This is a genomic window from Pseudomonas sp. JS425 (genome assembly GCF_018223845.1).
GTDB lineage: Bacteria > Pseudomonadota > Gammaproteobacteria > Pseudomonadales > Pseudomonadaceae > Aquipseudomonas > Aquipseudomonas asiatica.
In genome coordinates, this window is the sequence record NZ_CP073661.1 from 980,495 (window position 1) to 1,006,033 (window position 25,539).

The 25,539-nt window shown below is 60.2% G+C and carries 23 protein-coding genes and 1 riboswitch; of the genes, 17 read left to right on the top strand and 6 right to left on the bottom strand.

Annotation, left to right across the window (positions count from 1 at the left end; translation table 11 throughout):
• Positions 1–533 precede the first annotated feature (533 nt).
• Complete coding sequence (locus tag KDB76_RS04465) at positions 534–767, bottom strand: hypothetical protein (RefSeq protein ID WP_013970928.1); 234 nt, start codon at positions 765–767, stop codon at positions 534–536.
• Between the two features lie 145 nt (positions 768–912).
• Between KDB76_RS04465 and KDB76_RS04470 the strand changes: the two genes are divergently transcribed.
• Together KDB76_RS04470 and KDB76_RS04475 are read left to right on the top strand one after the other, a co-directional pair.
• On the top strand, positions 913–1,497 hold the full coding sequence (locus tag KDB76_RS04470) for a YajG family lipoprotein (protein WP_013970929.1): 585 nt from the start codon (positions 913–915) through the stop codon (positions 1,495–1,497).
• 197 nt (positions 1,498–1,694) lie between these two features.
• Positions 1,695–1,955, top strand: coding sequence for a hypothetical protein (locus KDB76_RS04475; RefSeq protein WP_013970930.1), 261 nt, complete (start codon positions 1,695–1,697; stop codon positions 1,953–1,955).
• 116 nt (positions 1,956–2,071) lie between these two features.
• Here the strand turns inward: KDB76_RS04475 and KDB76_RS04480 are convergent, their stop codons facing one another.
• Positions 2,072–3,238 (bottom strand): 1-acyl-sn-glycerol-3-phosphate acyltransferase, encoded by a 1,167-nt coding sequence (locus KDB76_RS04480; RefSeq protein WP_024086266.1) that lies wholly within the window; start codon positions 3,236–3,238, stop codon positions 2,072–2,074.
• Between the two features lie 125 nt (positions 3,239–3,363).
• Between KDB76_RS04480 and KDB76_RS04485 the strand changes: the two genes are divergently transcribed.
• The 4 genes from KDB76_RS04485 (at position 3,364) to KDB76_RS04500 (ending at position 5,437) form a co-directional block, all read left to right on the top strand.
• Positions 3,364–3,546, top strand: coding sequence for a CPXCG motif-containing cysteine-rich protein (locus KDB76_RS04485; RefSeq protein ID WP_003260667.1), 183 nt, complete (start codon positions 3,364–3,366; stop codon positions 3,544–3,546).
• Positions 3,546–3,806, top strand: a complete 261-nt coding sequence (locus KDB76_RS04490) for a DUF2007 domain-containing protein (RefSeq protein ID WP_038408705.1) — start codon at positions 3,546–3,548, stop codon at positions 3,804–3,806. The genes KDB76_RS04485 and KDB76_RS04490 overlap by 1 nt, the downstream gene beginning before the upstream one ends.
• A 15-nt stretch (positions 3,807–3,821) precedes the next feature.
• Positions 3,822–4,442: an SOS response-associated peptidase gene (locus KDB76_RS04495; protein WP_003260669.1), complete on the top strand. Its 621-nt coding sequence runs from the start codon at positions 3,822–3,824 to the stop codon at positions 4,440–4,442.
• Between the two features lie 179 nt (positions 4,443–4,621).
• Positions 4,622–5,437, top strand: coding sequence for a M48 family metallopeptidase (locus tag KDB76_RS04500; protein ID WP_013970933.1), 816 nt, complete (start codon positions 4,622–4,624; stop codon positions 5,435–5,437).
• A 36-nt stretch (positions 5,438–5,473) separates the two neighbouring features.
• Here the strand turns inward: KDB76_RS04500 and KDB76_RS04505 are convergent, their stop codons facing one another.
• The 3 genes from KDB76_RS04505 to KDB76_RS04515 form a co-directional block, all read right to left on the bottom strand.
• Positions 5,474–6,058 carry a TMEM165/GDT1 family protein gene (locus KDB76_RS04505; RefSeq protein WP_013970934.1) on the bottom strand — a complete coding sequence of 195 codons (585 nt, stop codon included), beginning with the start codon at positions 6,056–6,058 and terminating at the stop codon, positions 5,474–5,476.
• 88 nt (positions 6,059–6,146) lie between these two features.
• Positions 6,147–6,286, bottom strand: a riboswitch (yybP-ykoY riboswitch).
• A 39-nt stretch (positions 6,287–6,325) separates the two neighbouring features.
• Positions 6,326–7,324: a class I SAM-dependent methyltransferase gene (locus KDB76_RS04510; RefSeq protein ID WP_013970935.1), complete on the bottom strand. Its 999-nt coding sequence runs from the start codon at positions 7,322–7,324 to the stop codon at positions 6,326–6,328.
• Positions 7,325–7,377: 53 nt separating this feature from the next.
• Positions 7,378–8,343, bottom strand: coding sequence for a 2-hydroxyacid dehydrogenase (locus tag KDB76_RS04515; RefSeq protein ID WP_024086268.1), 966 nt, complete (start codon positions 8,341–8,343; stop codon positions 7,378–7,380).
• A gap of 312 nt (positions 8,344–8,655) precedes the next feature.
• On the opposite strand from KDB76_RS04515, the gene KDB76_RS04520 reads away from it, so the two are divergent.
• The 9 genes from KDB76_RS04520 (at position 8,656) to KDB76_RS04560 (ending at position 22,434) form a co-directional block, all read left to right on the top strand.
• The gene (locus KDB76_RS04520) at positions 8,656–10,338 is read left to right on the top strand and encodes a fatty acid--CoA ligase (protein WP_023661094.1); all 1,683 of its coding nucleotides are present in this window, start codon (positions 8,656–8,658) and stop codon (positions 10,336–10,338) included.
• 331 nt (positions 10,339–10,669) lie between these two features.
• The gene (locus KDB76_RS04525) at positions 10,670–12,556 is read left to right on the top strand and encodes a DUF1302 domain-containing protein (RefSeq protein ID WP_013970938.1); all 1,887 of its coding nucleotides are present in this window, start codon (positions 10,670–10,672) and stop codon (positions 12,554–12,556) included.
• Between the two features lie 25 nt (positions 12,557–12,581).
• Complete coding sequence (locus tag KDB76_RS04530) at positions 12,582–13,946, top strand: DUF1329 domain-containing protein (RefSeq protein WP_013970939.1); 1,365 nt, start codon at positions 12,582–12,584, stop codon at positions 13,944–13,946.
• 338 nt (positions 13,947–14,284) lie between these two features.
• Positions 14,285–17,002 carry a LuxR C-terminal-related transcriptional regulator gene (locus KDB76_RS04535; protein WP_013970940.1) on the top strand — a complete coding sequence of 906 codons (2,718 nt, stop codon included), beginning with the start codon at positions 14,285–14,287 and terminating at the stop codon, positions 17,000–17,002.
• 159 nt (positions 17,003–17,161) lie between these two features.
• Entirely contained in the window at positions 17,162–18,769 is a 1,608-nt protein-coding gene (locus tag KDB76_RS04540; protein ID WP_023661095.1) for a response regulator, read from the top strand.
• Positions 18,766–19,458: a HAMP domain-containing sensor histidine kinase gene (locus tag KDB76_RS04545; RefSeq protein ID WP_013970942.1), complete on the top strand. Its 693-nt coding sequence runs from the start codon at positions 18,766–18,768 to the stop codon at positions 19,456–19,458. Before KDB76_RS04540 ends, KDB76_RS04545 begins: the two co-directional genes overlap by 4 nt.
• Positions 19,459–19,650: 192 nt before the next feature.
• The gene (locus KDB76_RS04550; protein WP_013970943.1) at positions 19,651–19,905 is read left to right on the top strand and encodes an AbrB/MazE/SpoVT family DNA-binding domain-containing protein; all 255 of its coding nucleotides are present in this window, start codon (positions 19,651–19,653) and stop codon (positions 19,903–19,905) included.
• Positions 19,902–20,249 carry a type II toxin-antitoxin system ChpB family toxin gene (locus tag KDB76_RS04555; RefSeq protein ID WP_024086269.1) on the top strand — a complete coding sequence of 116 codons (348 nt, stop codon included), beginning with the start codon at positions 19,902–19,904 and terminating at the stop codon, positions 20,247–20,249. Before KDB76_RS04550 ends, KDB76_RS04555 begins: the two co-directional genes overlap by 4 nt.
• A gap of 520 nt (positions 20,250–20,769) precedes the next feature.
• Positions 20,770–22,434: a hypothetical protein gene (locus KDB76_RS04560; RefSeq protein ID WP_137187502.1), complete on the top strand. Its 1,665-nt coding sequence runs from the start codon at positions 20,770–20,772 to the stop codon at positions 22,432–22,434.
• Positions 22,435–22,621: 187 nt separating this feature from the next.
• Here the strand turns inward: KDB76_RS04560 and KDB76_RS04565 are convergent, their stop codons facing one another.
• A complete protein-coding gene (locus KDB76_RS04565) occupies positions 22,622–24,427 on the bottom strand; it encodes a DUF4209 domain-containing protein (protein WP_137187503.1) in 1,806 nt (601 codons plus the stop codon).
• 413 nt (positions 24,428–24,840) lie between these two features.
• Between KDB76_RS04565 and KDB76_RS04570 the strand changes: the two genes are divergently transcribed.
• Both KDB76_RS04570 and tnpB read left to right on the top strand, forming a co-directional pair.
• The gene (locus KDB76_RS04570; protein ID WP_009405708.1) at positions 24,841–25,158 is read left to right on the top strand and encodes a transposase; all 318 of its coding nucleotides are present in this window, start codon (positions 24,841–24,843) and stop codon (positions 25,156–25,158) included.
• The gene (tnpB, locus tag KDB76_RS29650; protein WP_009405710.1) at positions 25,155–25,490 is read left to right on the top strand and encodes an IS66 family insertion sequence element accessory protein TnpB; all 336 of its coding nucleotides are present in this window, start codon (positions 25,155–25,157) and stop codon (positions 25,488–25,490) included. The genes KDB76_RS04570 and tnpB overlap by 4 nt, the downstream gene beginning before the upstream one ends.
• The last annotated feature ends 49 nt before the right edge of the window (positions 25,491–25,539 follow it).

Consider the following 25,539-nt stretch of genomic DNA (forward strand, 5'->3'; position numbering starts at 1 on the left):
ATGTCCGACTTTTCGCAGTTCTTGCAACTTCCGCGGACACCGCCAATCAGTCTTCGGGTTCGCGTATTGAACGCGGTTTGCCACGGGTGCGGCAATTCGACTTATGGTCAAGGTGTCGTGCGTGCGTTATGGAACGGCTCAGACACTCATACGGGATGAGCGCATTTGCCGCCTGTTCAGGGCTGTTCGGGACACATCTGCCGCTTTTGCACATGCCAGACTGTTCATTTGCTCGCCACACTCTTGTGAAGTTGTGAAAACCGTTTTTTCACGCTCTTTTGGAGACGTGAACCTCAAAAGGGGACTGCGCGATGGCAACCCGCAGGTTCATGCAGTGTGAAGGGCCGGAAAAGCAGGCACGACAGCCGATGCAAGACCTGAGTGGAAGGCTCTCTGTGGGCGAAGCATTGAAGTTGCCGGGGTCAATCGGCGAGTGCGGGGCCCGATCAGGAGACGTCCTTATAATCGGGGGGAGATTATAGCGATGTCGCGGGCAGAAATGTCGCCATTCGTGGTTTTTATTGCAGCGTTTGTCAGGCCGCGAGGATGCGCTGGTGCCAGCGGCGGCTTGCGCGGGCGCAAACCCGGGCACTGGCGGGCAGCTCGCGGCCCAGCCAGGCGAGCCGGATTTCGCCGATCTGCACCCAGCCGCTGCCGCTGGGCGCCTGGCTGCATTGCTTGAAGGCCAGGCATTTGCCGTCGGCATCGAGGCGGGCATAGGTGTTGTGGCGCGGGCGTTGGAACAGCAGGGTCCAGAGCGAGGCCATGGCAGCGAGTCCTGTGCGTTAGGGCTTGGCGCAAGGATAAGGGCGCGGCGATGAAACGATTGTGACAAGCGGGCCGGACCGATGACTGGTCGATGCGTGGCTAGGTATACTGTGGGCCTTCGCCGCTTTTTCTGGAGTAACGCGCATGTTGCAACGTCTGTTGTTCGGTTTGATCGCCGTGGCCAGCCTCAGCCTGGTCGGTTGTGCCCACAGCCCGCAACAACTCAACCCGCAACCCACGCTCAAGGCCCAGCTCGCCCCGGTCGGCCATGGCCAGCCGGTAGTGGTCCGGGTAGTTGATGGCCGGGCCTCGCAGTCCCTGGGCACTCGCGGTGGCATGTATCCCGAGACCAGTACCATCAGCGTGAGTGGCAACGACATCGTGCCCAAGCTGCAGGCCCAGGCCGAAGCCGCCGTACGCCTGCTCGGCTTCACCCCGACGCCGAACGCCTACAACGCGCCGCAGCTGACCGTGACCCTGGCCGAACTGAAGTACCAGTCGCCGAAAGACAACCTGTACGTGACCGAGGCTACCATCGGCGCCACCTTCCGTGCCGACGTGTCCAATGGCGGCCGCCGCTACAGTGGCCGTTACGGCGCTTCGCTGGACCAGCGTTTCGGCATGGCGCCGAACCAGGAAACCAACACCCAGCTGGTGGGCGATGTGCTGAGCGATGCCCTGACCCGCATGTTCAAGGACCCGACCATCGGTCAGGTGCTGGGGCAGTAAGCCTTCAGCTATAAAACAAAACCCGCTGCCTGTGTTCCAGGCAGCGGGTTTTTTGTTGTCTGTGCCCGCGAAAAGGCCGGCAAATCTTCATGCCATGCCAGATGAAATTCGATGACACTTTGTCGCCTGAGCCGGGCGTCTGGGCATGACTTGGGTAGAATGCCGGCCTTTGCCGTCGCTCATACCGAGGTTGCGTGATGTCCTTGCAAGTGCTCTGGGGGTTCCTGGCCGCCCACCCGACCAAGCTGATCAATCTGCTGGCGCTGCTGCTGACCTGCCCGGGCGGGTTGCTGCTGCACAGTGCGCGGCGGCGCGAGGCCGAGACCCGCGAATACATGGCGGTGGACGAGGGGGTGGTGGACGCGTTCGACCTGCGGGTGCCGCGGTATTTCTACATTCTCGGTTTTTCGTGCCTGGCGATGGCGTTGCTGCTGTCCTGGTTCAGTACCTGGATTTGAGATTTCAGGGCCGCTTTGCGGCCCATCGCGACACAAGGCCGCTCCTACAGGTATGTGCGATCCCCTGTAGGAGCGGCCTTGTGTCGCGATGGGCTGCAAAGCAGCCCTAGGATCTATCAGGCAACCGGTGCCTGCTGCCTGACCTGGTACTGGTTGCGCACCGGCGTCGCATACTGCAGCACAAGGTACGGCCGCTGCTCCTCAGGGCAGGCATCCAGGCGGCGTTGCCATTCCTCCTTGGCCCGAGCCAGCTCATCGGCCGGGAACACCTTCTCGGCGCTCGGCACCTGTAGCGCCTCATCCTTGCCATCCCACATTGCATAGGCCAGGTAGTGCACCGGGAACAGTCGGTAGCCACCGAGGATCTGCCGGTCGATTTCCGCTGCCAGCTGCTTGGTATCCTCGTGATACTCGGTCACCGGCGGGGCAAAGTTGATGTGCACCCGGCCTTTGTAGCCGGTAATGCCCTTGGCGATGCTGTTGTCGTCCTCGCCCGGCGCCTTCTTGTAGGTGCCGGTGGTGGCGCGGATATACAACTCGCGGGCCTTGGCCTGGTCGCACGGGTCATATTCGTAGCTGATCGAAACCGGTGTCAGGTTCAGGCTCTGGATCACCGCGCCGAACGGCTCGTCCTTGCGGCTCATGTGGAACATCTTGAGTATCGCCGAATCGGTGCGGTCGTCACCGTCCTTGGCCCGGCCTTCTGCCTGGGCGATCCAGATCGACGTGGCGTCGTTGCGGATCGAGTGGTTGATGTAGGCTGAGAGCAACTGGTAGGCCGCCAGCTTCTCGCGGCGCCCACTGATCGAGCGGTGCACGATGAAGCTCTTGTTCAGGCGCATCATGTCGCTGACAAACGGCTTTTGCAGCAGGTTGTCGCCAATGGCGATACGCGGCGTGGGCAGCCCGGCGTGGTACACCGCGTAGTTGACGAAGGCCGGGTCCATGACGATGTCACGGTGGTTGGCCAGGAACAGGTAGGCGGTGCCGGCCTTGAGCTGCTCCACGCCCGAATAGGTGACGCCGTCGGTGGCGCGGTCGATGGTCTGGTCGACGTAGTACTCGACTTTGTCCTGCAAGGTCGAGACACAGGTGACACCGGCGAATTCCTTGCGCAGACGGCGGGCGATCAGCGGTTTGAGCAACCAGCCGAGAGCACCGGCCGCACGCGGGAAGCGGAAGTGGGTGAGGATATCGAGGAATGCCGGGTCGCTGAGCAGGCGTGCCAGAACGGCAGGGACCTCAGCGTCGTCGTACGGTCGGATGGCATCGAATTCGCCCATCATGCTCTCTTGTTGGAAACGGCTAGGGTAATAAGGTAGGGGCGGGCTCCGAAAAACGGCTCGGACACACACAGGCCCTGTAAACAGACCGGCAATTATACGCATAAGTCACCCCGGAGGCCGCGATGCTGCAAACTGCTATCTACGATTGCCCTTATTGTGGCGAAGAAGTCGAAACCACGGTGGACCTGTCCGGTGGCGATCAGGAGTACATCGAGGACTGTCAGGTATGCTGCAAGCCTATCCGCTTCGTGCTGCAAGTTCATGGCGAGGAGTGGATGCTGGATGTATTCGGTGAGAATGACTGATGCAGCGTATCTACGAACCGGAAAACCTGCTCGAGGCTGAATTGCTGGCGGGCATGCTCGCCAGCGAGGGGGTCGAGGCGCACCTGGTTGGTCGTGACCTGATCGGTGCTGCCGGTGAACTGCCGATGCAGGGCTTGCTTGGGCTTGCCGTGGCTGATGAACAGGCCGAGTACGCACGGCAGCTGATCGATGCGTACAATGATGCCCAGCCACTGGTTGGCGACGAACCGGAGAGTTTCCCCGGTACCTTGATCTGCTAGGTTCTGAATTCGCCCATGTGTGGACGTTACGCCCTGTTTCGCTGGCCCCAGGCTCTTGCCAGTCTGCCGGGCTTTCCCGTTGGCCAGCCAGCCCAATGGAACATCTCGCCCGGGGCTTCGGTGCTGATCCAGCGCCAGCTTGACGGCCAGTTGCAACTGGCCAAGGCGCGCTGGGGGCTGACCCCGGCCTGGCTCACCGACCTGTCCCGCACCCCCGCCCATGCCCGCGCCGAAACCCTGGCCGAGCAGCCGATGTTTCGCGACGCGTTTCGCCTGCGCCGCTGCCTGATGCCGGCCAACGGCTTTTACGAATGGCGCGGCAGCGTGCGCAAGCGCCCGTACTGGCTGACCCCGGGGGAGGGTGCATCACTGTACTTCGCCGCCGTGTGGGAGGCCTACCCGGTGCAGGACCAGGTTTGGTTGAGTTGTGCGGTTGTGACCCAGGCGGCGATGAACCAGCGTCGGCCGCTGATACTGGACGAGGCAGGGCAGGCCGCCTGGCTTGACCCGGACACGCCGCTGGCCCGCCTGCATGAATTGCTGGCCAGCCCGCCGGCGACGTTGCGCGAACGGGCCCTGGCGCATTTCGTCAATGATCCGAAGCTGGATGCGCCGGAGTGCCTGACTCCGGCCTGATGTATGGCTGTGCCGGCCTCTTCGCGGCTGAAGCCGCTCCTACAACGATCGCATTATCCCTGTAGGAGGGGGTTCACCCGCGAAGGGGGCGGCACAGGCGACGAAAATCTTCCCTGCGGCTATGGCGGCCCCAAGCGACTCGGCCTACGATACGGCGCATGTAAAAAGGGAGTGTTTTCATGCGCAAGTCTTTTGTCGTCAGCCTGTTGAGTGCTGGCATCCTGCTGGCCGGCTGCCAGGCGGTTAATACCACCAGCGGCGGTGCTGTCGGCGTCGAGCGCCAGCAGTACATGTTCAGCATGCTTTCGACCGATGAGGTCAACCAGATGTACGCCCAGTCGTACCAGCAGACCCTGGGTGAGGCATCGAACAAAGGTGTGCTCGACAAGTCCAGCGCAGATGCCAAGCGTGTGCAGGTAATTGCCAACCGCCTGATTGCCCAGACCCCCAAGTTCCGCCCGGATGCCGCGCAATGGAACTGGGAAGTCAACGTGATCAAGAGCGACGAGCTCAACGCCAACTGCGGCCCGGGCGGCAAGATCATCGTCTACACCGGCCTGATCGATCAGCTCAAGCTCACCGATGCGGAAATTGCTGCGGTGGTGGGCCACGAGATCGCCCACGCTTTGCGTGAGCACAGCCGCGAGGCGATGTCCAAGGCGTATGGCGTGGAAATGGCGCGCCAGGGCGCCGGTGCCCTGTTCGGCCTCGGCCAGGGCAGCATGGCCATGGCCGATACCGTGGTGAACTATGCCATGACCCTGCCCAACAGCCGGGCCAACGAGAACGAAGCCGACCTGATCGGCCTGGAGCTCTCGGCGCGTGCCGGTTACGACCCGAATGCCGCGATCACTTTGTGGAACAAGATGAGCCAGGCTTCCGAAGGCGCACCGCCTGAGTTCATGAGCACTCACCCGGCGTCCCAGAGCCGCATTGCTTCGTTGCAGGCGGCCATTCCGAAGGTGATGCCGCTGTATCAGGCGGCCAAGAAGTAAGACCGTAAGGGGCCGCAGAGCGGCCCCCATCAGCAGTCAACCCACCCAGCCACTGGCTTTCATCGCCGAGTACACGGCCACGATCGCCAGCACGAAGAACGCCGTGGCCGCCAGGCGACGGATCAGCGTCAGCGGCAGTTTGTCCGCTGCGAAGTTACCCGCCAAAACCACCGGCACGTTGGCAATCAGCATGCCCAAGGTAGTACCGATAATGACCATGATCAGGTACGGATACTGTGCTGCCAGCATCACCGTGGCGACCTGGGTCTTGTCACCGATTTCAGCCAGGAAGAACGCGATCAGCGTGGTCAGGAACGGCCCGAAGCGGCGCGCCGGGTTCTCGTCGTCATCCATCTTGTCCGGAACCAGGGTCCATAGGGCAGTGGCGGTGAAGCTCGCGGCCAGGATCCAGTGCAGTGCCGAGTCGCTGAAGAAGCTGCCGACCCACGCGCCCACGGCACCAGCCGCGGCATGGTTGGCCAAGGTGGCGGCGATGATGCCGGCGATGATCGGCCAGGGCTTGCGGAAGCGGGCAGCGAGTATGAGCGCGAGCAGTTGCGTCTTGTCGCCGATTTCGGCGAGGGCAACGATGGCGGTGGGGACCAGCAAAGATTCCAGCATCAGAATTCCTACGGGGGCGGGTCGACACGGCTATGACACGTACAGCCTCCCCGCCCCGGGTAAGGTGTGCGTGTCATAGGTCTTGTCAAACCCTGGATCCGTCTATGCGGATCTCGCCATGCAGGCTGGCATGGTGGGTCGCACGCGCCATGGTCTGTGGACCAAGTATGTTGACGCGTACCGGGCGAGCTGGGTGCTCGCGGGAGACTACTCCCCTAGGACGGTGCGGATTCTGCCTAGGCAAAACGCTTTCGGCAAGCGCTGTTTTTATCCGTGTGTTGCCTGGTAGATGCGGAAACCGTCCGCCTCGTCGCGTACCTGGCAGTTGCCCAGCGCCCCTTCGATCAGTGGCTGGTAGCGCAGGAAGCTGTTGGCAACCAGGCGCATTTCGCCACCTTTTCGCAGATGAACGGCTGATTTTTTCAGCAAGTTTTCCGATGCCTGGTAGTTGGTGTGCACCCCGGTGTGGAACGGCGGGTTGCTCAGGATCAGGCTCAGCTCGGTCGGCGCCGCGTCGATGCCGTCGCCGCTGATCACTTCGCCCTCCAGACCATTGGCGGCCAAGGTCAGGCGGCTGGCGGCCACGGCGAAGGCATCCACATCCAGCAGGGTCACCCGGTTTTGTGGATAACGGCGCTTGACCGTGGCGCCCAGCACCCCGGCACCGCAGCCGAAGTCCAGCACATGCCCGCTCGGCAGGCCGTCGAGGTGCTTGAGCAGCAGGGCGGTACCGCGATCGAGGCGGCCATGGCTGAACACACCGGGCAGGCTGACCACTTGCAGTGGGCCGTCTTCCAGGCTGAGCTCGAAGCGTTCGGCCAGGCTTTCCAGGGGCTTGGCTTCTGGCGCGTGCTCGATGGTCACCTGCCACAGCTGGCAATGGCGGGCGCTGTCGAGCTTGCGCGGCTTGCCAAAGGCCTGCAGCTGCTTGGCCGCACCCTCGATGCCACCACGTTTCTCGCCGACCAGGTACAGCTCGCGGCCCGCCAGGCGCGAGGCCAGGGCATTGAGCAGGTAGGCGGTCAGTTCGCGGGACTTGGGCAGGAACAGCACGGCGCTGTCGAAAGCCACTTCAGGGGGCTCCACTGAATAGTGGCTGCGCCCGGCGAAGCGGCTTTCGAGCGTAGCCTGATCACCCGCATGCCAGGTCCAGGCCTGGGCATTGGGCAACTGGCCTAGCAGGCCGTCGGCGGGGGCGCCGGCGAGCAGCAGCGGGCCCTGGAACAGCTCTGCCTGGCGGAGCAACACTTCACTGCGCGGGTCCATGGACGACGCCTCCTGGAAAAAGTGGCGCAGTTTAGCAGAGGCGGGCGTCGGGCTCAGCTAACCACGCGGCGTGGCTGCCCGGCGAAGAAGGCCTGGGCGTTCTCGCTGAGCTGGCCGACGATGCGCTGGCGCGACTCTACCGCGCCCCAGGCGCTGTGCGGGGTGATGATCAGGCGCGGGATGCCGGGCTCGAGCAGCGGGTTGCCGTTGACCGGCGGCTCCACACTCAGCACGTCGGTGGCGGCGCCACCCAGGTGGCCACTGCGCAGGGCGTCGGCCAGCGCCTGCTCGTCGATAAGGCCGCCGCGGGCGGTGTTGACCACCAGTGCGTTTGGCTTGAGCAAGGCCAGTTCGCGGGCCCCGAGCATGTGTCGTGTGTGCTCGTTCAGCGGGCAGTGCAGGGTCAGGGCGTCGACTTGCGGCAGCAACTCGTCCAGCGGCAACCGGTCGGCGCGTTCCGGGCGGCCGGGGATCTGCCCGCTGAGCACGCGCATGCCAAAGGCTTCGGCCAGTCGCGCCACCGCGCCGCCCAGTTCACCGTGGCCGAGCAGGCCAAGGGTCTTGCCCTCCAGCTCGACGATGGGGAAGTCCAGCAGGCAGAACTGGCTGGCCTTGGCCCACTGGCCGTCGGCTACCGCCTGGTTGTAGTCGCACAGGCGGGTGGCCAGTGCCAGTAGCAGGGCGAGGGTGTGCTGGGCGACGGACGGTGTGCCGTAGCCCTGGCAGTTGCACACGGTGATGCCCTGGGCGCGGGCGGCCGCCAGGTCGACGTTGTTGGTGCCGGTGGCGGCCACCAGGATCAGCTTCAGTTGCGGGTTGGCGGCCAGGGTCGCGGCGTCGAGCATGACCTTGTTGCTGACCACCGCTACCGCGCCCTGAAGGCGTTCGGCGACCTGCTCAGGACGGGTGGCGGCGAACAGTTCGAACTCGTCGAACTGCTGCTTCAGGGACGAGAGGTCGAGATCGCCCAGGTCCAGGGACTGGTGATCGAGAAACACGGCGCGACGCGGGCTGGGCATGAAGTTCTCCGAGGCTGGGCGGGATTTCGGTGTCGCGGCCATTCGCGGGTAAACCCGCTCCCACAGGTACTGCACCAGCCTTTGCAATGGTGCAATACCTGTGGGAGCGGGTTTACCCGCGAATAGGCCATCAGCTTCACCACATAACCTGAAGCTGCCGCCGCAGTGTCTAGTTCAACCTTGCCGCCCGTCAACGCCCGCCACTCATACCTTCATCACGCAAACCATTCCTTCGGCTGATTTAGCCGTCACATTGGCGAACTACAGTAGTTCCCAGACTTGTCCGGCCCGCTTTCCAGAAAAGGGATACCCATGTTGCAGACCCGCATCATCAAGCCCGCCGAGGGCGCCTACGCCTACCCCCTGCTGATCAAGCGACTGCTGATGTCTGGCAGCCGCTATGAAAAGACCCGCGAAATCGTCTACCGAGACCAGATGCGGCTGACCTACCCCCAGCTCAACGAGCGCATAGCGCGCCTGGCCAACGTGCTGACCGAAGCCGGGGTAAAGGCCGGTGACACCGTGGCGGTGATGGACTGGGACAGCCACCGCTACCTGGAATGCATGTTCGCCATCCCGATGATCGGTGCGGTGGTGCACACCATCAACGTGCGCCTGTCGCCCGAGCAGATTCTCTACACCATGAACCACGCCGAAGACCGCGTGGTGCTGGTCAACAGTGACTTCGTCGGCTTGTACCAGGCCATCGCCGGGCAACTGACCACGGTCGACAAGACCCTGCTGCTGACCGACGGCCCGGAAAAGACAGCCGAGCTGCCCAACCTGGTGGGCGAGTACGAGCAACTGCTGGCCGCTGCCAGCCCGGGCTACGACTTCCCGGACTTCGACGAGAACTCGGTGGCCACCACCTTCTACACCACTGGCACCACCGGCAACCCCAAGGGTGTGTACTTCACTCATCGGCAACTGGTGCTGCACACCCTGGCCGAAGCTTCGGTGACTGGCAGCATCGACAGCGTGCGCCTGCTGGGTAGCAACGACGTGTACATGCCCATCACGCCGATGTTCCATGTGCACGCCTGGGGCATTCCCTACGCCGCCACCATGCTGGGCATGAAGCAGGTGTATCCGGGGCGCTACGAGCCGGACATGCTGGTCAAACTGTGGCGCGAAGAGAAGGTCACCTTCTCCCATTGCGTGCCGACCATCCTGCAGATGCTGCTCAACTGCCCGACCTCCCAAGGTCAGGACTTCGGCGGTTGGAAGATCATTATCGGTGGCAGCGCACTCAACCGCTCGTTGTACCAGGCCGCCCTGGCACGCGGTATCCAGCTGACCGCTGCGTATGGCATGTCCGAGACCTGCCCGCTGATTTCCGCCGCCCACCTGAACGACGAACTGCAGGCCGGCAGCGAGGATGAGCGCGTCACCTACCGCATCAAGGCCGGCGTGCCGGTGCCGCTGGTGGAGGCGGCCATCGTCGACGGCGACGGCAACTTCCTGCCCGCCGACGGTGAAACCCAGGGCGAGCTGGTGCTGCGTGCGCCATGGCTGACCATGGGCTACTTCAAGGAACCGGAAAAAAGCGAGGAGCTGTGGCAGGGCGGCTGGTTGCACACTGGTGATGTCGCCACGCTCGACGGCATGGGCTATATCGACATCCGCGACCGTATCAAGGATGTGATCAAGACCGGTGGCGAGTGGATTTCCTCGCTCGACCTCGAAGACCTGATCAGCCGTCACCCGGCCGTGCGCGAAGTGGCGGTGGTAGGGGTGGCCGACCCGCAGTGGGGTGAACGCCCGTTTGCCCTGCTGGTGGTACGCGAAGACCAGGTCATCGACGCCAAGGCGCTGAAGGAACACCTCAAGCCGTTCGTCGAGCAGGGGCACATCAACAAGTGGGCGATTCCAAGCCAGATCGCCGTTGTTACCGAAATTCCCAAGACCAGTGTCGGCAAGCTCGACAAGAAACGCATCCGCCAGGACATCGTCCAGTGGCAGGCCAGCAACAGCGCGTTCCTCTCCACGCTGTAACCGCCATGCGGGTCGCGTACTGCAGCGCGCGACCCGCATGCTAGAGGGGTGGAGCCTTGCCAAACGGCAGAAATACGCCATCCTTTAGCACTGCCAGCGCGCAGCCGGGGCAACATGGCAGCGAGTTGGCCGCACGGAGCGCAAATCACACTTTAGAGGGATCAAGCGCCTGTGCCTTGCTGGCTATAGTCGGGGCCAGGGGATTTTCAGGAATGGGGGAGGCGACATGCGCAAGCCGTGTCGCCGCGGGCGCAAGCCTGCAAACCGGTCGCTCGGGCCGTTCTTGAAAGGACTCACTGCCATAACAAAAAAAGTACATGGAGTAGCGTCGATGAAATCTGCAAACCTGTTCTGGCGCCGGGCCAAGTTGCCCCTGGCCGTCAGCCTTGCTTCCACGCTCGCAAGTCCTGCTTTCGCTGTCAGTTTCAACATTGGTGAAATCGAAGGCCAGTTCGACTCGTCGCTCTCCATCGGCGCCAGCTGGTCGACGGCCAACCCCAACAAGAACCTGATCGGGGTGAACAACGGCGGCAAGGGCCTGTCGCAGACATCCGACGATGGCCACCTGAACTTCAAGAAGGGCGAAACCTTCTCCAAGATCTTCAAGGGTATCCATGACCTGGAGCTCAAGTACGGCGACACCGGCGTTTTCGTCCGCGGCAAGTACTGGTACGACTTCGAACTGAAGGACGAAGGCCGCGAGTTCAAGGACATCAGCGACTCCAACCGCAAGGAAGGCGCCAAATCGTCCGGTGCCGAGCTACTCGACGCATTCGTCTACCACAACTACTCCATCGGCGATCAGCCAGGCTCGGTGCGCCTGGGCAAGCAGGTGGTGAGCTGGGGTGAAAGTACCTTCATCGGTGGCGGCATCAACTCGATCAACCCGATCGACGTGTCGGCGTTTCGCCGCCCGGGGGCCGAGATCAAGGAAGGCCTGATTCCGGTCAACATGTTCTACATTTCGCAGAGCCTGACCGACAACCTGTCGGCCGAGGCCTTCTACCAGATCGAATGGGACCAGACGGTCGTCGACAACTGCGGCACGTTCTTCTCCCAGCCGGACATCATTGCCGACGGCTGTACCGACAACCTGCGTGTGCTCAACAGCAGCCGCACGGTGCCAGGGGCGGCGCAGCAGTTCCTTGCCACTCGGGGCGTGGATATCAACGAAGAAGGGGTGATGGTGCGCCGCGGCGCCGACCGCGATGCACGTGATAGCGGCCAATTCGGTGTGGCCATGCGCTACATGTTCGAACCGCTGGACACCGAGTTCGGTGCCTACTTCATGAACTATCACAGCCGTGCGCCGATCTTCAGCGCTACAGGGGCTGCACCCTCCGTGTTCGCCGGGTTGAGCGCCCTGCCTGCACAGCTGCGCGCCCTGGCACCCCTGATCGTGGCGGGTAATTCCGAGTACTTTGTCGAATACCCGGAGGATATCCGCCTCTATGGCTTGAGTTTCTCCACCACGCTGCCTACAGGGACCGCCTGGAGCGGCGAACTCAGCTACCGCCCCAACGCGCCAGTGCAACTCAACACCACAGATATATTGTTTGCCGGGGTTCGTCCCATTGGCGGCGCCTTGAGCAATGCTTCGCTGTTGACTGGTACTCCGGGGCAGGACCTGCATGGGTATCGCCGTAAGGAAATCACGCAATTCCAGACTACCCTGACGCACTTCTTCGATCAGGTGATGGGTGCCAGCCGCATGACCGTGGTGGGCGAAGTGGGTGTCACCCATGTGGGCGGCCTCGAAAACGCGCACGACACTCGCTACGGTCGCGATCCAGTGTTCGGCCCTGGCCCGCTGCCTTCCACCGGTGGTGCCGATACCTGCCAGGTACTCAACGCCAGCACCATTGCAGGCGCTGGCGCCGGTGCATCCACTGCCAACCTGAACCGCAACTGCGAGAACGACGGCTACACCACCAGTACCTCCTGGGGTTACCGCGCCCGTGTCATCTGGGACTACAACGACGTCTTCGCCGGGGTCAACCTGAAGCCGAGCGTGGCCTGGTCGCATGACGTTTCCGGCTATTCGCCTGGCCCTGGCGCCAACTTTGAGGAGGGCCGCAAGGCTGTCAGCCTGGGCCTGGACGCCGAGTACCAGAACACCTACACGGCGAGCCTGTCGTACACCAATTTCTTCGACGGCAAGTACACCACCGTGGATGACCGCGACTTCGTCGCCCTCAGCTTCGGCGTGAACTTCTAAGCATACAGATCCAGGACGACACGACATGAACAAGACCAGAAGTCTGCTGCAAGCCGGTGTGCTGGGCCTGTCCCTGCTGGCGACCAGCGTCATGGCTGCAGTATCCGCCGACGAGGCGGCCAAGCTGGGCAGTACCTTGACTCCGATGGGCGCCGAAAAGGCTGGCAACGCCGATGGCTCGATCGGCCCGTGGGAACCGCTGTCCAAGAGCGCGGGCAGCGTCGACGGCAAGGGCTTCCTGTCCGACCCGTACGGCAGTGACAAGCCACTGTTCACCATCACCGCGCAGAACGCCGACCAGTACAAGGACAAGCTCTCGCCGGGCCAGCTGGCCATGCTCAAGCGCTATCCGGACACCTTCAAGATCCCGGTATTCAAGACCCATCGCGGTTCCACGGTGCCGGCCGATGTGTTCGCCGCCATCAAGGAAAACGCTACCAAGACCACCCTGGTCGAAGGCGGCAACGGTCTGAACAACTTCCGCACGGCTGTACCGTTCCCGATCCCGAAAAGCGGCCTGGAGGTGATCTGGAACCACATCACCCGCTACCGGGGCGGTAGCGTCAGCCGTCTGGTGACCCAGGCAACGCCCCAGCAGAACGGCTCTTTCAACCCGGTATACTTCTCCGACCAGTTCGTCTTCCGCGAAAGAATGAAGGATTACGACCCGAACAACCCGGGCAACATCCTGTTCTACTTCAAGCAGGAAGTGACCGCGCCTGCGCGCTTGGCCGGTACCGTGCTGCTGGTGCACGAAACCCTCGACCAGGTGAAGGAACCACGCAAGGCGTGGATCTACAACGCCGGTCAGCGCCGCGTACGCCAGGCACCACAAGTGTCGTACGACGGCCCGGGTACCGCCGCCGACGGTTTGCGCACCTCCGACAACCTGGACATGTTCAACGGTGCGCCAGACCGCTATGACTGGAAGCTGGAAGGCAAGAAGGAGATGTACATCGCGTCCAACGCCTTCAAGCTCGACGACCCCAAGCTCAAGTACACCGACATCATCAAGGCCGGGCACATCAACCAGGACCTGGCCCGTTACGAGCTGCGCCGTGTATGGCACGTGGTCGCCACCCTCAAGCCGGGCCAGCGGCACATCTATGCCAAGCGTGACTTCTACATCGACGAGGACACCTGGCAGGCTGCGGTGATTGACCAGTACGACGGCCGTGGCCAACTGTGGCGCGTGTCCGAGGCACATGCCCAGCCGTACTACAACGTGGAAGTGCCGTGGTACACCCTGGAGGCCATCTATGACCTGCAGTCGGGCCGTTACCTGGCCTTGGGCATGAAGAACGAAGAGAAGCGCGCCTACGACTTCGGCTTCAGTGCCAGCAAGGCTGACTTCCAGCCAGCGGCACTGCGCCAGTCGGGTATTCGCTAAGTATCGCGCAACCTCGGAGCGCCCCGGCTTGTCCGGGGCGTTTCATTTTCCTGTACCGGCCCCTTCGCGGGTGAACCCGCTCCCACAGGTACTGCACTGGGCTTGAAACCTGCGCAATCTCTGTAGGAGCGGGTTCACCCGTGAAGAGGCCGGTACAGCAATAAAGCTGGTGAATACCCCTCCAAACCCCCGCCCCAGCCGCTGTCCATCAGTCATGTTGCTTTTTGTCGCAGTCTTTTTCAGTGTAATTGCGCCCATCATCTTCAAATGCGTAGCGTTACCCGCTAGTCTCGCAAGCATCCATACCGCCGTAGTCTTCCAATCAGAACGAGCCGGCCATGACAGATCTGTCCCGTACGCATGGATTCACCAGCCAGGCCCTGGGCCTGCTGGACGGGCGTTTCTTCCGGCCGCCCTTGCCGGACGGCCATGTGCCGCGCCTGCGCCTGTGCCAGCGGCTGCAAGCCGGTCTCGGCGGGCGGTTGTTACTGGTCAATGCCCCGGCAGGGTTCGGCAAAAGCTCCCTTGCCATCGAATTTTGCGAAGCGCTGCCCGAGCACTGGCGTAGCCTGTGGCTGGGCCTGAGCCAACGGGATGCCGACCCTGGCCGATTCCTCGAACGCCTGCTCGAAGGCCTGCAGCAGTATTGCCCGGCGCTGGGCGGCCAGGCCATGGGTCTGCTGAAAATGCGCCAGCGCCACCAGCCGTTCGCCTTCGAGGAATGGCTCGACGGCCTGCTCGACGAGCTGGCGCTGTACCTGCAAGCCGATACTCCCTTGTTGCTGGTGCTGGACGACTATCACCTGGCCCAGGGGCCGGTACTCGACCGCTGCCTGCAGTTCTTCCTCAATCACCTGCCCCCCGGCCTGGTGCTGCTGGTCACCAGCCGCCAACGCCCGGATTGGCACCTGGCGCGCCTGCGCCTGTCGCGGCACCTGGTCGAACTCAACGAACAGGACTTGCGCCTGACCGCCGAAGAATCACTGGCGGTGATCGGCCGCCAACCCAACGGGCTGCGTGGCCAGGCTCTGGACAACCTGATCCAGCGCAGCGACGGTTGGGTGGCCGGGTTGCGTTTCTGGCAGCTGGCGGCAAGCGAGTCCGCTGACGAGCAGGCCTTGCCCCAGGCCTTGCATGGCGGCGAGGGCCTGATCCGTGACTATCTGCTGGAAGAAGTCATCGACATGCTGCCCGCCGATGTACAGGCCTTCCTTTACGAAACGGCCTGCCAGGAACGTTTCTGCGCCCCGCTGTGCGATGCCGTACGCGGCCGCCACGACAGTGCCGCGATCCTGCGTTTCTTGCAGGCGCACCAGGTGTTCCTGGTGCCGCTGGACGAGCATGGCCACTGGTTCCGCTATCACCATTTGTTCTCCGACCTGTTGCGCAGCCGCCAGGCCAGCGAGCCGCTGGCCGACCTGCAGTTGCGTGCCTGCCGCTGGTTCGAAAGCCAGGGCCTGCTGGACGAAGCGGTGGAGCAGGCCCTGCGCGCCGGTTACCTCGATGTCGCCGCCGACCTGGTGCAGAGCCTGTCCGAGGAGCAACTGCTGGCCGAACAGAACGTCGGCATGTTGCTGCGCTGGAAGATGGACCTGCCCGACAGCCTGCTGATCAGCACGCCGCGGCTGATCGTGCTGTACAGCTGGGCGTTGGGCCTGGCGTGCCAGCTGGACGCGGCCGAGGAGCTGGCGGGTTATCTCAGCCGCTTCCTGCCCGCGCCTTCGGCGACCGCGCAAAAGTCCATGCTGGCCCAGTGGCTGGCGCTGAGTGGTGTTATCGCCCGTGGCCGTGGTGATCGCGAGCGCACCCTGGCCTATTGCGGTGAAGCGCTGCAGAGTTTGCCGAGCAAGCGTTATGGCCAACGCCTGGTGTGCCTGTCGACGCTGTCCAACCTGGCGATTGCCGATGGCGATTTCTGGCGGGCCCGCGGCTGGAACCGTGAGGCGCTGGAGTTGGCCCAGCGTGTTGGCAACCCATTGTTCGAGGCCCTGGCCCATTACGACCGGGCGCGGGTGCTGCATGCCCGTGGCGAGGTGTTGCGCGCGCTGGACGAAGTTCGCCAGGGGTTGCAGCGCCTGCAAGGGCTCTCGGCACAGCGGCTTTATGCCGTGCGCGCCCGCCTGACGCTTTACGAGGGCTACCTGCTGGTGTCGCGTCTGCAGCCGTCCCAGGGTCGTGCCCGTTTACGTGCTGGGCTGGGCGAGGCTCGGGCCTGCCGTGATATCAGTGTGCTCATCGGCCACTGTGTGATCGCTACGCTCGATGGCCGAGAAGGGCACTTTGCCGAGGCCTTTGCCGAACTGGCCGAGGCCGAGCGGCTGATGCACATCTGGGATGTACCGCCGGTCTACTATCTGGCGATGATCACCCTGGTCAAATGCGAGTTGTGGTTGGCCCAGGGGCGCATCGACCTGGCCGAGTCCTGGCTGCTGCGGCTGGGCCAGACTTATGGTGGCGAGCAACCGGCGGCGGCCCCGGAGTTCCACCCGTTGCTGCCGTTGCACATCGCCTTGCAGCAGGCATCCCTCGAGCGTATCCAGTCGCGTAGCGCCGATGCGGCGCAGCGGCTGGCAGGCCTGGTCGAGCGCGGCCAGGCCAGTGGCGGCATGATGCTCAGCGTCAGTGCCCTGTGCCAGTGGCTTGGCTTGTTGCTGGGCGAAGGTCGGGAAGAGCAGGCCGCCCAGTTGTTGCCACGGTTGCTGGCGGCAGCCCATGGCGGCGTGCTGCAACCGTTCCAGCCTTTGCTGGAGCAGTACCCGCAGTGGCTTCTCGAACAGCTCCATGCAGTAGCCGCCTGCCCGGTGCAGGCCGAGTTGCTCAAGCGCTTGCCGCAGATACCAAGCGCCAGCACCGGCAGCGGCGAAGCCCTGAGTAGCCGCGAGTTGGCCGTGCTCGAGCTGATTGCCCAGGGTTGTTCCAACCAGCAGATCAGCGAGCGGTTGTTCATTTCCCTGCACACGGTGAAAACCCACGCCAGCCATATCAACAGCAAGCTGGGGGTGGAGCGGCGTACCCAGGCGGTGGCGAAGGCCAAGTCCCTGGGGCTGCTGTTGTGATATTGGCCCAGCAGGGTCTTGCTCGTTAAAGTGATGGCTCGAGGCCATGGTTCGTGGCCGCGAATGCTCTACCCTAATCTTTTCCGACCAGCTGCCGATACAGCTATCGGTGGCATCGCCTCGCGCGATTTTTCAATCATTCCAAGGCAGGTCGTGTTGATGCTGCAGTACGGGCAAAAGAGCTTTCTGATCGTCGACGACTTTACCGACTTTCGCACGTCGACCCGTTCCATGCTGCGCGAACTGGGCGTGCGTGACGTGGACACCGCCGACAGCGGCGAGCAGGCGCTGCGCATGTGCGCGCAAAAGCGCTATGACGTCATACTGCAGGACTTCCACCTGGGCGACGGCAAGAAGAACGGCCAGCAGGTGCTCGAAGACCTGATCCTCGACAAGCACATCAGCCATGAGTGCATATTCATCATGGTCACTGCCGAGAGCAGCCAGGCCATTGTCCTCAGCGCCATCGAGCACGAGCCTGATGCCTATCTGACCAAGCCGTTCAACCGAGTTGGCCTGGCCCAGCGCGTCGAGAAACTGTACCAGCGCAAGACCCTGCTCAAGCCGATCCTGCAGGCCCTGGACCGAAATCGCCCGGCAGAAGTGCTGGCGGCTTGCGCCGAGCTGTGCAAGCGCGACCCACGCCTGGCCCCGCTGTGCCTGCGCTATCGGGCCGATGCCTTGCGCAACCTCAACCGCTTCGAGGAACTGGAGAAGTTCCTCAAGGCCATCCTGGCCAGCCGCCCGCAGCCGTGGGTCTACTCGGCGTTGGGCGGCCTGATGCACAAGCGTGGCCAGAATGCCCAGGCCCAGGGCGTGTACGAGCAGGCGCTCAAGGCCTTCCCGATCATGCCAGGCCTGTACGATGGCATGGCCGAGGTGCTGGTGGCCCAAGGCGAGACCAGGCGTGCGCAGAACATGCTTGAAGAAGCCGTGCGCCTGTCGCCGTTATCGGTGCGCCGGCAGTCGACGCTGGGCAAGCTGGCGTTGGAAAACGAAGACTTCGAGAGTGCTTCGAAGGCATTTCGCCACGCGGTGAATCAGGGCCAGAGCTCACGCTACAAGGACCCCGAGAACAACCTGGGCCTGGTGCAGGCGCTGATGAGCAGGAATGCCGGCTTTGGGCTGGATGCGCGCACACGGGTCGAGATCAACAGCACACTCAGCGAAGTGGCCAAGGAAAACCCCGAGGACCAAGGCCTGCAGGTGCGTGCCCGCATGATGAAGGCCGCCAGCCTGCAGCAGGCCGGCGACCCTGAAACGGCTGCAAAGCTGACCGAACAGGCGATCCAGCGCCTGGACAAGATGAACCAGTTCTTCTCGGTCGATTCGGCCCTGACCGTTGCCGCGCAGTTGCAGGCCATGGGACAGGAAGCTGCCGCCATCGGCGTGCTGAAGAACTGTGTGGAAAGTTATGGCGATGACCCAAAGGTCATGGAGAGGGTCGGCAAGCTGACGGACGACCCCAGCGTGCTCAACGCCATTACCGAAGCGGTCACCCTCAATCGCCAGGGTGTGCGCAGTTACCAGGGAGGGCAGCTCGGCGAGGCTTTGCAGCTGTTCCGCAAGGCGCTGGGTTTGCAGCCGAAGAACATCAGCATCGCCCTCAACACTGCCCAGGCGCTGCTGCGCATCGGCGGAGACAACCCTCAGCCCGCGATCATGCAGGAGTGTCGCGACGCCCTGACCAGCGTGGCCGGCATCCCCGCCAGCGACAACCGCTACGACCGTTACCGCAAACTGCACATCCGAGTGTTCGGCGCATGAATCAAGACAACCAGGGGCTGGATTTTTCCACGGTGATCGCCTCCACCGTGCACGACCTGAAGAACTCCCTGTCGGCGCTGATCCAGTCCCACAACCAGTGGATGCAGCGCTTGCCCGAGGAGCTGCGAAGTGGTGCCGAGCAAGGGGTTATGGAACATGAGTTTCGCCACCTCAACGGCATGCTTGTGCAGTTGCTGGGGTTGTACAAACTGGGCGTGAACCAGTTGCCGGTGTGCCCGGACTACCACGAACTGGACGACTTTATCGAAGCCCAGCTCGCGGCACACGAGGAGGTGCTCAAGCACAAGGACATCCTTGCCACCTGGCGCATCGACACCGACAACCCGCTGGGCTTCTTCGACCGCGAGCTGGTGGCCTCGGTGATCGCCAACGTGATCACCAACGCCACCCGCTTTGCCGCGCATGCCTTGCTGATCACCATCGAAGAGGCAGACAACCAGCTGGCCATCTGCGTCAACGATGACGGCCCGGGTTATCCACAGCGGATGCTCGAACGCCAGGAAGAATTCATCCAGGGTATCGACTCGACCAGCGGCAGTACCGGCCTTGGCCTGTATTTTGCGGCGCGGATCGCGGCACTGCATGAAAGCGGCGGGGTGCGCGGGCGGATCGAGATCTCCAATGGCGGCGCGCTTGGGGGTGGGTTGTTCAGGTTGTTTTTGCCTTGAAACTGACAAGGATTACGTTTCAAATTTTTGCAGGTGGAAAGTAGGTTCCCAAGGTGATGTAGGGCATTTCCTTCTTGAGGTTGCAGGGCTTTTGTCCATACCGGGCAAATGACAGTGTAGATACGACGTCTCTACATTTCGCTTGCAATCATTTGGAGGGTTTCTACTATGTATCTACCTTGGGAGATACTCATGCAGATCAAGATTCAACAGTGGGGTAACAGCGCCGCGATTCGCTTGCCGGCTGCAGTGCTCAAGCAGATGCGTCTCGGAGTCGGCTCTACCTTGAGCCTGGACACCGCGGGTGAGACCATGGTGCTCAAACCCGTCAGGTCGAAACCCAAATACACCCTTGAAGAGCTGATGGCTCAGTGCGATCTGGATGCACCGGAGCCAGAGGACATGGCCGACTGGAACGCGATGCCACCAGTAGGGCGTGAAGTGTGAATCGGGTGAAGTTCGCCAGGGGCGATATCGTTCGCGTCAATCTCGATCCGACTGTTGGACGGGAGCAGCAGGGTGCCGGGCGACCTGCGCTGGTGCTCACTCCAGCTGCGTTCAATGCGTCAGGCCTGGCTGTGGTAGTGCCGATCACTCAAGGTGGCGATTTTGCCAGGCATGCGGGTTTCGCCGTCACGCTCAGCGGTGCGGGTACGCAGACTCAGGGCGTGATGCTCTGCAATCAGGTGCGCACAGTCGACCTTGAAGCCCGATTTGCCAAACGCATAGAGTCGGTACCCGAGGTCGTCATCCTTGATGCACTGGCTCGCGTACAGACCCTCTTCGATTAACCGGTTCCCGTATTCCCTATGCAGAATCCATCGTCAGCGCTCATCCGCGAAACCTTCCCCGTAGGCCCCCTGCAGTGCAACTGCACCCGCATGGTAGTCATAATGTAGCGACAATATGGACATGGTCATGGCATCGGTGTAGCAAGGGTTTAGCCGATCTTCTGGCTTGTCCATATGGACTTCTGTTTATGTGGACAGATCCCGGATTTTTGTCCACATAGGATGTGGTACCCATCATCGACTAAAAAATCGTCCTTTTGAGCAATGGCTCCCCGCTGCTGAGGTAGATGATGCATGGGAGTGGGCTGCAGGCCTAGCCAGACGTTAGCTCTGTGCGATCGTCGATCATGGGTTCAACGGTTTGATACAAAGTCGCGTATTCGAATCAAGCTGCATATACTGCAGGGCAGTTATTCGCGCTTTCGATAAAATTAATCTCTCGCAGTTCTTTCAAGATTGTGTGGATAAATCAGCTTCCAGTCATTAGCATATAGGCTTATCGGTTCGAAGAAGCGTATCCATGACTGACCCCACTCAAATGAAGTCACGAAATAAGTTGAGCTCAAAAAAAGTTAGAGACGATTTCTCGGAGCCAGTGAAAAGACAGCTTCGAGAAATGTGTGGGGGGATATGCTCAAATCCAGATTGCAAAGTCTATACATTCGGGCCGACTATGGAGGAAAGAAGCGGGTATTCCAATATTGGTGTCGCTGCACATATCGCAGCTGCTGCACCTGGGCCGGGAGCGCGTCGCTACGATCCGACCATGACCTCGGAAATTAGGGGCTCGGCTACGAATGGAGTTTGGTTATGTCAATCTTGCTCGAAACTTATTGACACTGATGAAGTTAGGTTTCCTGTTGAGCTTCTGAAAGAGTGGAAGTTTCGCGCTGAGAAGCGAGCCATGGAATTGCTTGGCAAGACATCCATCGGACCCAGTGAGCTGCAGCAGAAGTTAGTCGAAGCAGTAGCGAATGCCACTAAGCTTGCCTACACAGGTATTGGCGAGATTGGAAAAACCCCTCTATGTGGCTTTGTTCGTGGCTATGAAGAGTACCTTAGTCAGCTTGATCAGAGGTTTGTAATAAAGATTACTGCTAGCGGTAACCACTTGGCGCATGAAATAAGTACGAAGCCAGGAGAAAAAGTTCAAGTTCAAATTCGCTTTAAGGACGAGGATGCAGCTCGCGCAGCCAATCAGAAGTGGAAGAAATATCTGGAGACGGGCGAAGGTATTGAGATAAAAACAAGCGATTTCGATTTTTCTGGTTCCCCTCTATTTGAGATGATCAGTAATAGTCAGCGGGAAGGCGTACTGTTTCTTGAGCCTGCGAAAACGCTCTTGCCTTCGACCCTGTATCTAAGATCGATGGAAAGCGATGCAGAGTTTGAATTGGCATCATTTGACTCGAGCCTTCATGTCGCGGGGGAGAATGTATTTATAGTCGGTAGCTGTCTGGATGGACTGTTCACTCATAGAGTTACATTTAACGCAAGTAGTCAGGTGATAAAGATTGACTACAATTTTGATCCGCAGAAGTGGATAGGGTCTACCTTCTCCAATGTTATGCATCTCCCTAAGCTTCAGAAAGCCGTAAGCTTTCTAAGTCGACATGAAACTTCAAGGATGGTTATTGAGCTGAATTCGAAGGGAGAAATTTTGCAGTTTGGTGAAAGCTCGTCTCATGACTATGCTCCACTCTTTGATGTTTTCGACCACGTCGTACAATTAGTAGGCAGGGCCAGAATAGTTGCAATGGCTATTGATGGGAGCCTCAAGATTAATTCGTTAGATATATCAGCTCAAGACGAACGACTGATTAGCATCTATTCTGAAATTTTGAGTGGGGCTGTTATCGAAAGCAAGCCAACAGGTCAGGAGATTCTGAAGACGGCGAATTTGAACATTCCAGAGGAAACGGTTCTGGCAATGAATGAGGGCGGGCTTGCATCTTACTTGCGAATTTCTGAGCGTTGCGGTGCTGACTTCGACCTGCTGGGTAATCAGGTGACTCCACCCATCTTTCAAAGTGTCTTGCAAGGGTTTGAGGCAGCTTTTTTCACAAACTTGGATTCCCTTGAAGGTAGGGAGTTAGCGATCGTAGTCTATTCCATCGAGGGTACTACGATCACTCATAGTATTGAGAACGCTGATTTCAAGGTTCAAAGGGTGAAAGGTAGTTGAAGCTGCTTTTCTGCCGTATGAGATATGAACCAAAATTCGGCGGCGTCCCCGCCGCCGAATTTGTCCTGCTTCATTCGATTTTGCGTTCCGTTTAAAATGGTTGTATCCCGAATCCTGATAAGTTAAATTTTTAATTTTTCGTTATCATTGGAATTGTGCTGTGTCACCTTCCCCAAGCTAGCTATCACTAGCGGGGGTTGTTCGATTGTCGCTGCACAATTTTCGATGTGACTACGCAAAATTTCAGCAGCAGCCACCACGCATATAAGGCGTCTGTGCCAAATAGGCCTTCATCATCAATCAAACCATGTGCTACTTCGTTTCGCAGATTTGTGCCGAGAGGATCAACAAGCAAACCCTGTAGCTCAAATACTCCATCCGATCCAAAAATTTTGAGTGCTTCAGGAGTATCGAGAAGAGCGCTTAGAGGTCGCTCCGGTTGTACTCCGCCAGGTTCTAGCATTGAGGTGGCTCCGCCCATTGATTCAACGGCATGACGAATAATGGCTTCGAGTTGAGGAATTACAAGATGCGATGAAACCAGCATGTCCCCATGGAAACCAGCTACCAACGCACGAAGTACACTTTCCATATGTCCGGGGGGAATCCAGGGGCTGTGCTGAATCAAGCTTAGTACGTCGAGCCGGTCCGGAAAGTGCTCAGCCAAAATCTCAATACGCCCGGGTTCAAAGGCACCTTGTACATAAAGTCCTCTTCCTAAGCGCGCCGTGCTAAACATCCTCCAACGCAATCCATCGTGCTTGATATCGTCAGTAGCGCCATCAAGTCCAGGAGCGCGAGCGACTACCCGGCCGCGAGAATTGACGATCTCGCTGGACAACATACTGCCCAGAACTGAGACACGAGCTTGGTCATTGACGTCTTGGACTAGCTTGGAAATCGATGGTGGTGCTCCCATGCTAATCAAAGCAATAACAGCGTCATGAAAGCTTTTATCACGTACAGCCGCCCTTGAGTTTAGAACCATTTCGGTCAGGTCGATGCTGGTCGAAATTGGCTTGTAATCATCTAAGGACTCTTTCTGTAGTTTCAGCAATTGATCATGTAGCTCTGCTGCTCGTTCGCGTCCACCTGGAGCTTGTCGCATAGCCTCTACAGCGTCTGACAAAATTGACGCAGCAGCCATCGCTCCGCGCCCGATTTGGGCACGTGCCAGTTCGGCCTCTTTAACCAATGACTCTGCTGAGTCTCTGAGTGCGGCCCCTTCTCCGTCCATATCACCTGCGGTGCGAAGGCATTCGGCTACCAGTTGATAGTAGTCCTTCGCACGCCAGTAGTTTTTTTCTGTTTCAGCGGCGGCGGCTGCTGCACGAGCGTATGCGGCGAACTGACTAGGTTCGCCGTGCTTGAATTCCAGCAGCAGTCGTGTGAGGCGCAATGTCAGATAAAGTGGGTCTTTTCCTTGATGCCTATGAAGCATGGCTTCAGTTTCGTTTAAAACTTTTAGCCGTAGCTGAGCTGCGCCCTTGCCCAATCCAGCAGAGAGACGTAAAGATCGCTCTATGCGCTCGAGACATTTCGACCAAACAGTGGGACATTCAAGCCGTAACGCCGATTCAAGATACGCCTCAACAGCTCCCAGAGCAGCTGGAAAAGAACGAGCTTGTACCCATATCAGATCCAAGAATCTTGCTCGAAGCTCTGGGTCCCTAAGAGAAATTGCCCAGGCCTGTAACTCACCAAGGCACTTTTTGGGGAAATCAGTCGGAACAGCGCTCCGTCGGCCGCCCATCACGAACATTGGACCAAACGGCTCAGACGGCTGGTTCGCGTGGAGCATCATTGAAAGCGATGCACCAATAAAGCGTAAACCCTCCAGTTGAGCAGAGCTCCATCGACTTTCCTCCTTTTCCAAACGAGAAATTTCAGTTTGAAAACTGAAGCATTCGAAATCTGTTACACCCTGAAGCAGGCTGTCCAAATCGAGAGATGACAAGGTCTCTTCAGTAATGAGTTGCCAATCCAGAGGCATACGTTGTCTCCATGTAGGTCCTATCGAAATGTATACGCTAGCTTCGAGAATGACGAGCCGCTTTATTCCGAATAAGCGTCCGTAGCATCTGTCTTCTATCAGATCACACCAGTGAGTGTCATTCTTACTGCGTAGGACAGAGCAACCAGCTCTGAGTGGTAATCCATTCGAGCGGACTCGATTTGCCGCATCATCGCGGTATGGGCTTCTGCTGAGAGGCTGGCAGCCTTACCCTCAGCAGCTTTTATGCGTGATGCCAGTCGCTCCAGGGAAGCGTCAACGCATTGCAAACAGTTAAGGATTGGCCTTTCATCGTAAGCGGCCAGAGAACACACCTTCAGAAATCCGGAATTAAGGGCGATGGTGTCCGCCTATTTTAAGCGGACGCGATCACCCTTATCGCTAGGATTTCCATGCGCCAACGAAGCTCCTATCCCAAACCCTTTAAGGCCCAGGTCGTGCAGGAATGCCTGAAACCCGGTGCCTCAGTTTCCAGCGTCGCCATCAGCCACGGCATCAATGCCAACGTGATTCGCAAGTGGCTGCCGATTTACCGTGATAAACCCGTCGCGCCACTTCCCGCGTTTGTACCGCTGCAACCGATTCCTAAACGGCAAGCTGATGAAGCCGTGGTCATCGCACTGTCGCTGGGCGACAAATCCATCACGGTAAAATGGCCCATCTCCGACCCGGACGGCTGCGCACGTTTTATCCGCAGCCTCTCGCAATGATGCGCATCGACGCCATCTGGCTAGCCACCGAGCCCATGGACATGCGCGCCGGCACCGAAACTGCGTTGGCCCGCGTGGTCGCTGTGTTCGGTGCGGCGAAGCCGCACTGCGCTTATCTGTTCGCCAACCGCCGGGCCAACCGGATGAAGGTGCTGGTGCACGATGGCGTGGGCATCTGGCTTGCCGCGAGGCGTTTGAACCAAGGCAAGTTTCACTGGCCTGGCACTCATCGCGGCTTGGAAGTTGGGCTCGACGCTGAACAACTTCAAGCGCTGGTGCTCGGTTTGCCATGGCAGCGAGTTGGCGCTAACGGCGCAATCACAGTGATTTAGCCTTGCTTTTCAGCTGTGGCAGGTGGATCGCTTTGGTAAAATCCACGGC

Bases quoted from the DNA above. Each gene is read 5' to 3' on its own strand.
- KDB76_RS04465 (WP_013970928.1), bottom strand. From the start codon at position 767: ATGGCCTCGCTCTGGACCCTGCTGTTCCAACGCCCGCGCCACAACACC.
- KDB76_RS04470 (WP_013970929.1), top strand. From the start codon at position 913: ATGTTGCAACGTCTGTTGTTCGGTTTGATCGCCGTGGCCAGCCTCAGC.
- KDB76_RS04475 (WP_013970930.1), top strand. From the start codon at position 1,695: ATGTCCTTGCAAGTGCTCTGGGGGTTCCTGGCCGCCCACCCGACCAAG.
- KDB76_RS04480 (WP_024086266.1), bottom strand. From the start codon at position 3,238: ATGGGCGAATTCGATGCCATCCGACCGTACGACGACGCTGAGGTCCCT.
- KDB76_RS04485 (WP_003260667.1), top strand. From the start codon at position 3,364: ATGCTGCAAACTGCTATCTACGATTGCCCTTATTGTGGCGAAGAAGTC.
- KDB76_RS04490 (WP_038408705.1), top strand. From the start codon at position 3,546: ATGCAGCGTATCTACGAACCGGAAAACCTGCTCGAGGCTGAATTGCTG.
- KDB76_RS04495 (WP_003260669.1), top strand. From the start codon at position 3,822: ATGTGTGGACGTTACGCCCTGTTTCGCTGGCCCCAGGCTCTTGCCAGT.
- KDB76_RS04500 (WP_013970933.1), top strand. From the start codon at position 4,622: ATGCGCAAGTCTTTTGTCGTCAGCCTGTTGAGTGCTGGCATCCTGCTG.
- KDB76_RS04505 (WP_013970934.1), bottom strand. From the start codon at position 6,058: ATGCTGGAATCTTTGCTGGTCCCCACCGCCATCGTTGCCCTCGCCGAA.
- KDB76_RS04510 (WP_013970935.1), bottom strand. From the start codon at position 7,324: ATGGACCCGCGCAGTGAAGTGTTGCTCCGCCAGGCAGAGCTGTTCCAG.
- KDB76_RS04515 (WP_024086268.1), bottom strand. From the start codon at position 8,343: ATGCCCAGCCCGCGTCGCGCCGTGTTTCTCGATCACCAGTCCCTGGAC.
- KDB76_RS04520 (WP_023661094.1), top strand. From the start codon at position 8,656: ATGTTGCAGACCCGCATCATCAAGCCCGCCGAGGGCGCCTACGCCTAC.
- KDB76_RS04525 (WP_013970938.1), top strand. From the start codon at position 10,670: ATGAAATCTGCAAACCTGTTCTGGCGCCGGGCCAAGTTGCCCCTGGCC.
- KDB76_RS04530 (WP_013970939.1), top strand. From the start codon at position 12,582: ATGAACAAGACCAGAAGTCTGCTGCAAGCCGGTGTGCTGGGCCTGTCC.
- KDB76_RS04535 (WP_013970940.1), top strand. From the start codon at position 14,285: ATGACAGATCTGTCCCGTACGCATGGATTCACCAGCCAGGCCCTGGGC.
- KDB76_RS04540 (WP_023661095.1), top strand. From the start codon at position 17,162: ATGCTGCAGTACGGGCAAAAGAGCTTTCTGATCGTCGACGACTTTACC.
- KDB76_RS04545 (WP_013970942.1), top strand. From the start codon at position 18,766: ATGAATCAAGACAACCAGGGGCTGGATTTTTCCACGGTGATCGCCTCC.
- KDB76_RS04550 (WP_013970943.1), top strand. From the start codon at position 19,651: ATGCAGATCAAGATTCAACAGTGGGGTAACAGCGCCGCGATTCGCTTG.
- KDB76_RS04560 (WP_137187502.1), top strand. From the start codon at position 20,770: ATGACTGACCCCACTCAAATGAAGTCACGAAATAAGTTGAGCTCAAAA.
- KDB76_RS04565 (WP_137187503.1), bottom strand. From the start codon at position 24,427: ATGCCTCTGGATTGGCAACTCATTACTGAAGAGACCTTGTCATCTCTC.
- KDB76_RS04570 (WP_009405708.1), top strand. From the start codon at position 24,841: ATGCGCCAACGAAGCTCCTATCCCAAACCCTTTAAGGCCCAGGTCGTG.
- tnpB (WP_009405710.1), top strand. From the start codon at position 25,155: ATGATGCGCATCGACGCCATCTGGCTAGCCACCGAGCCCATGGACATG.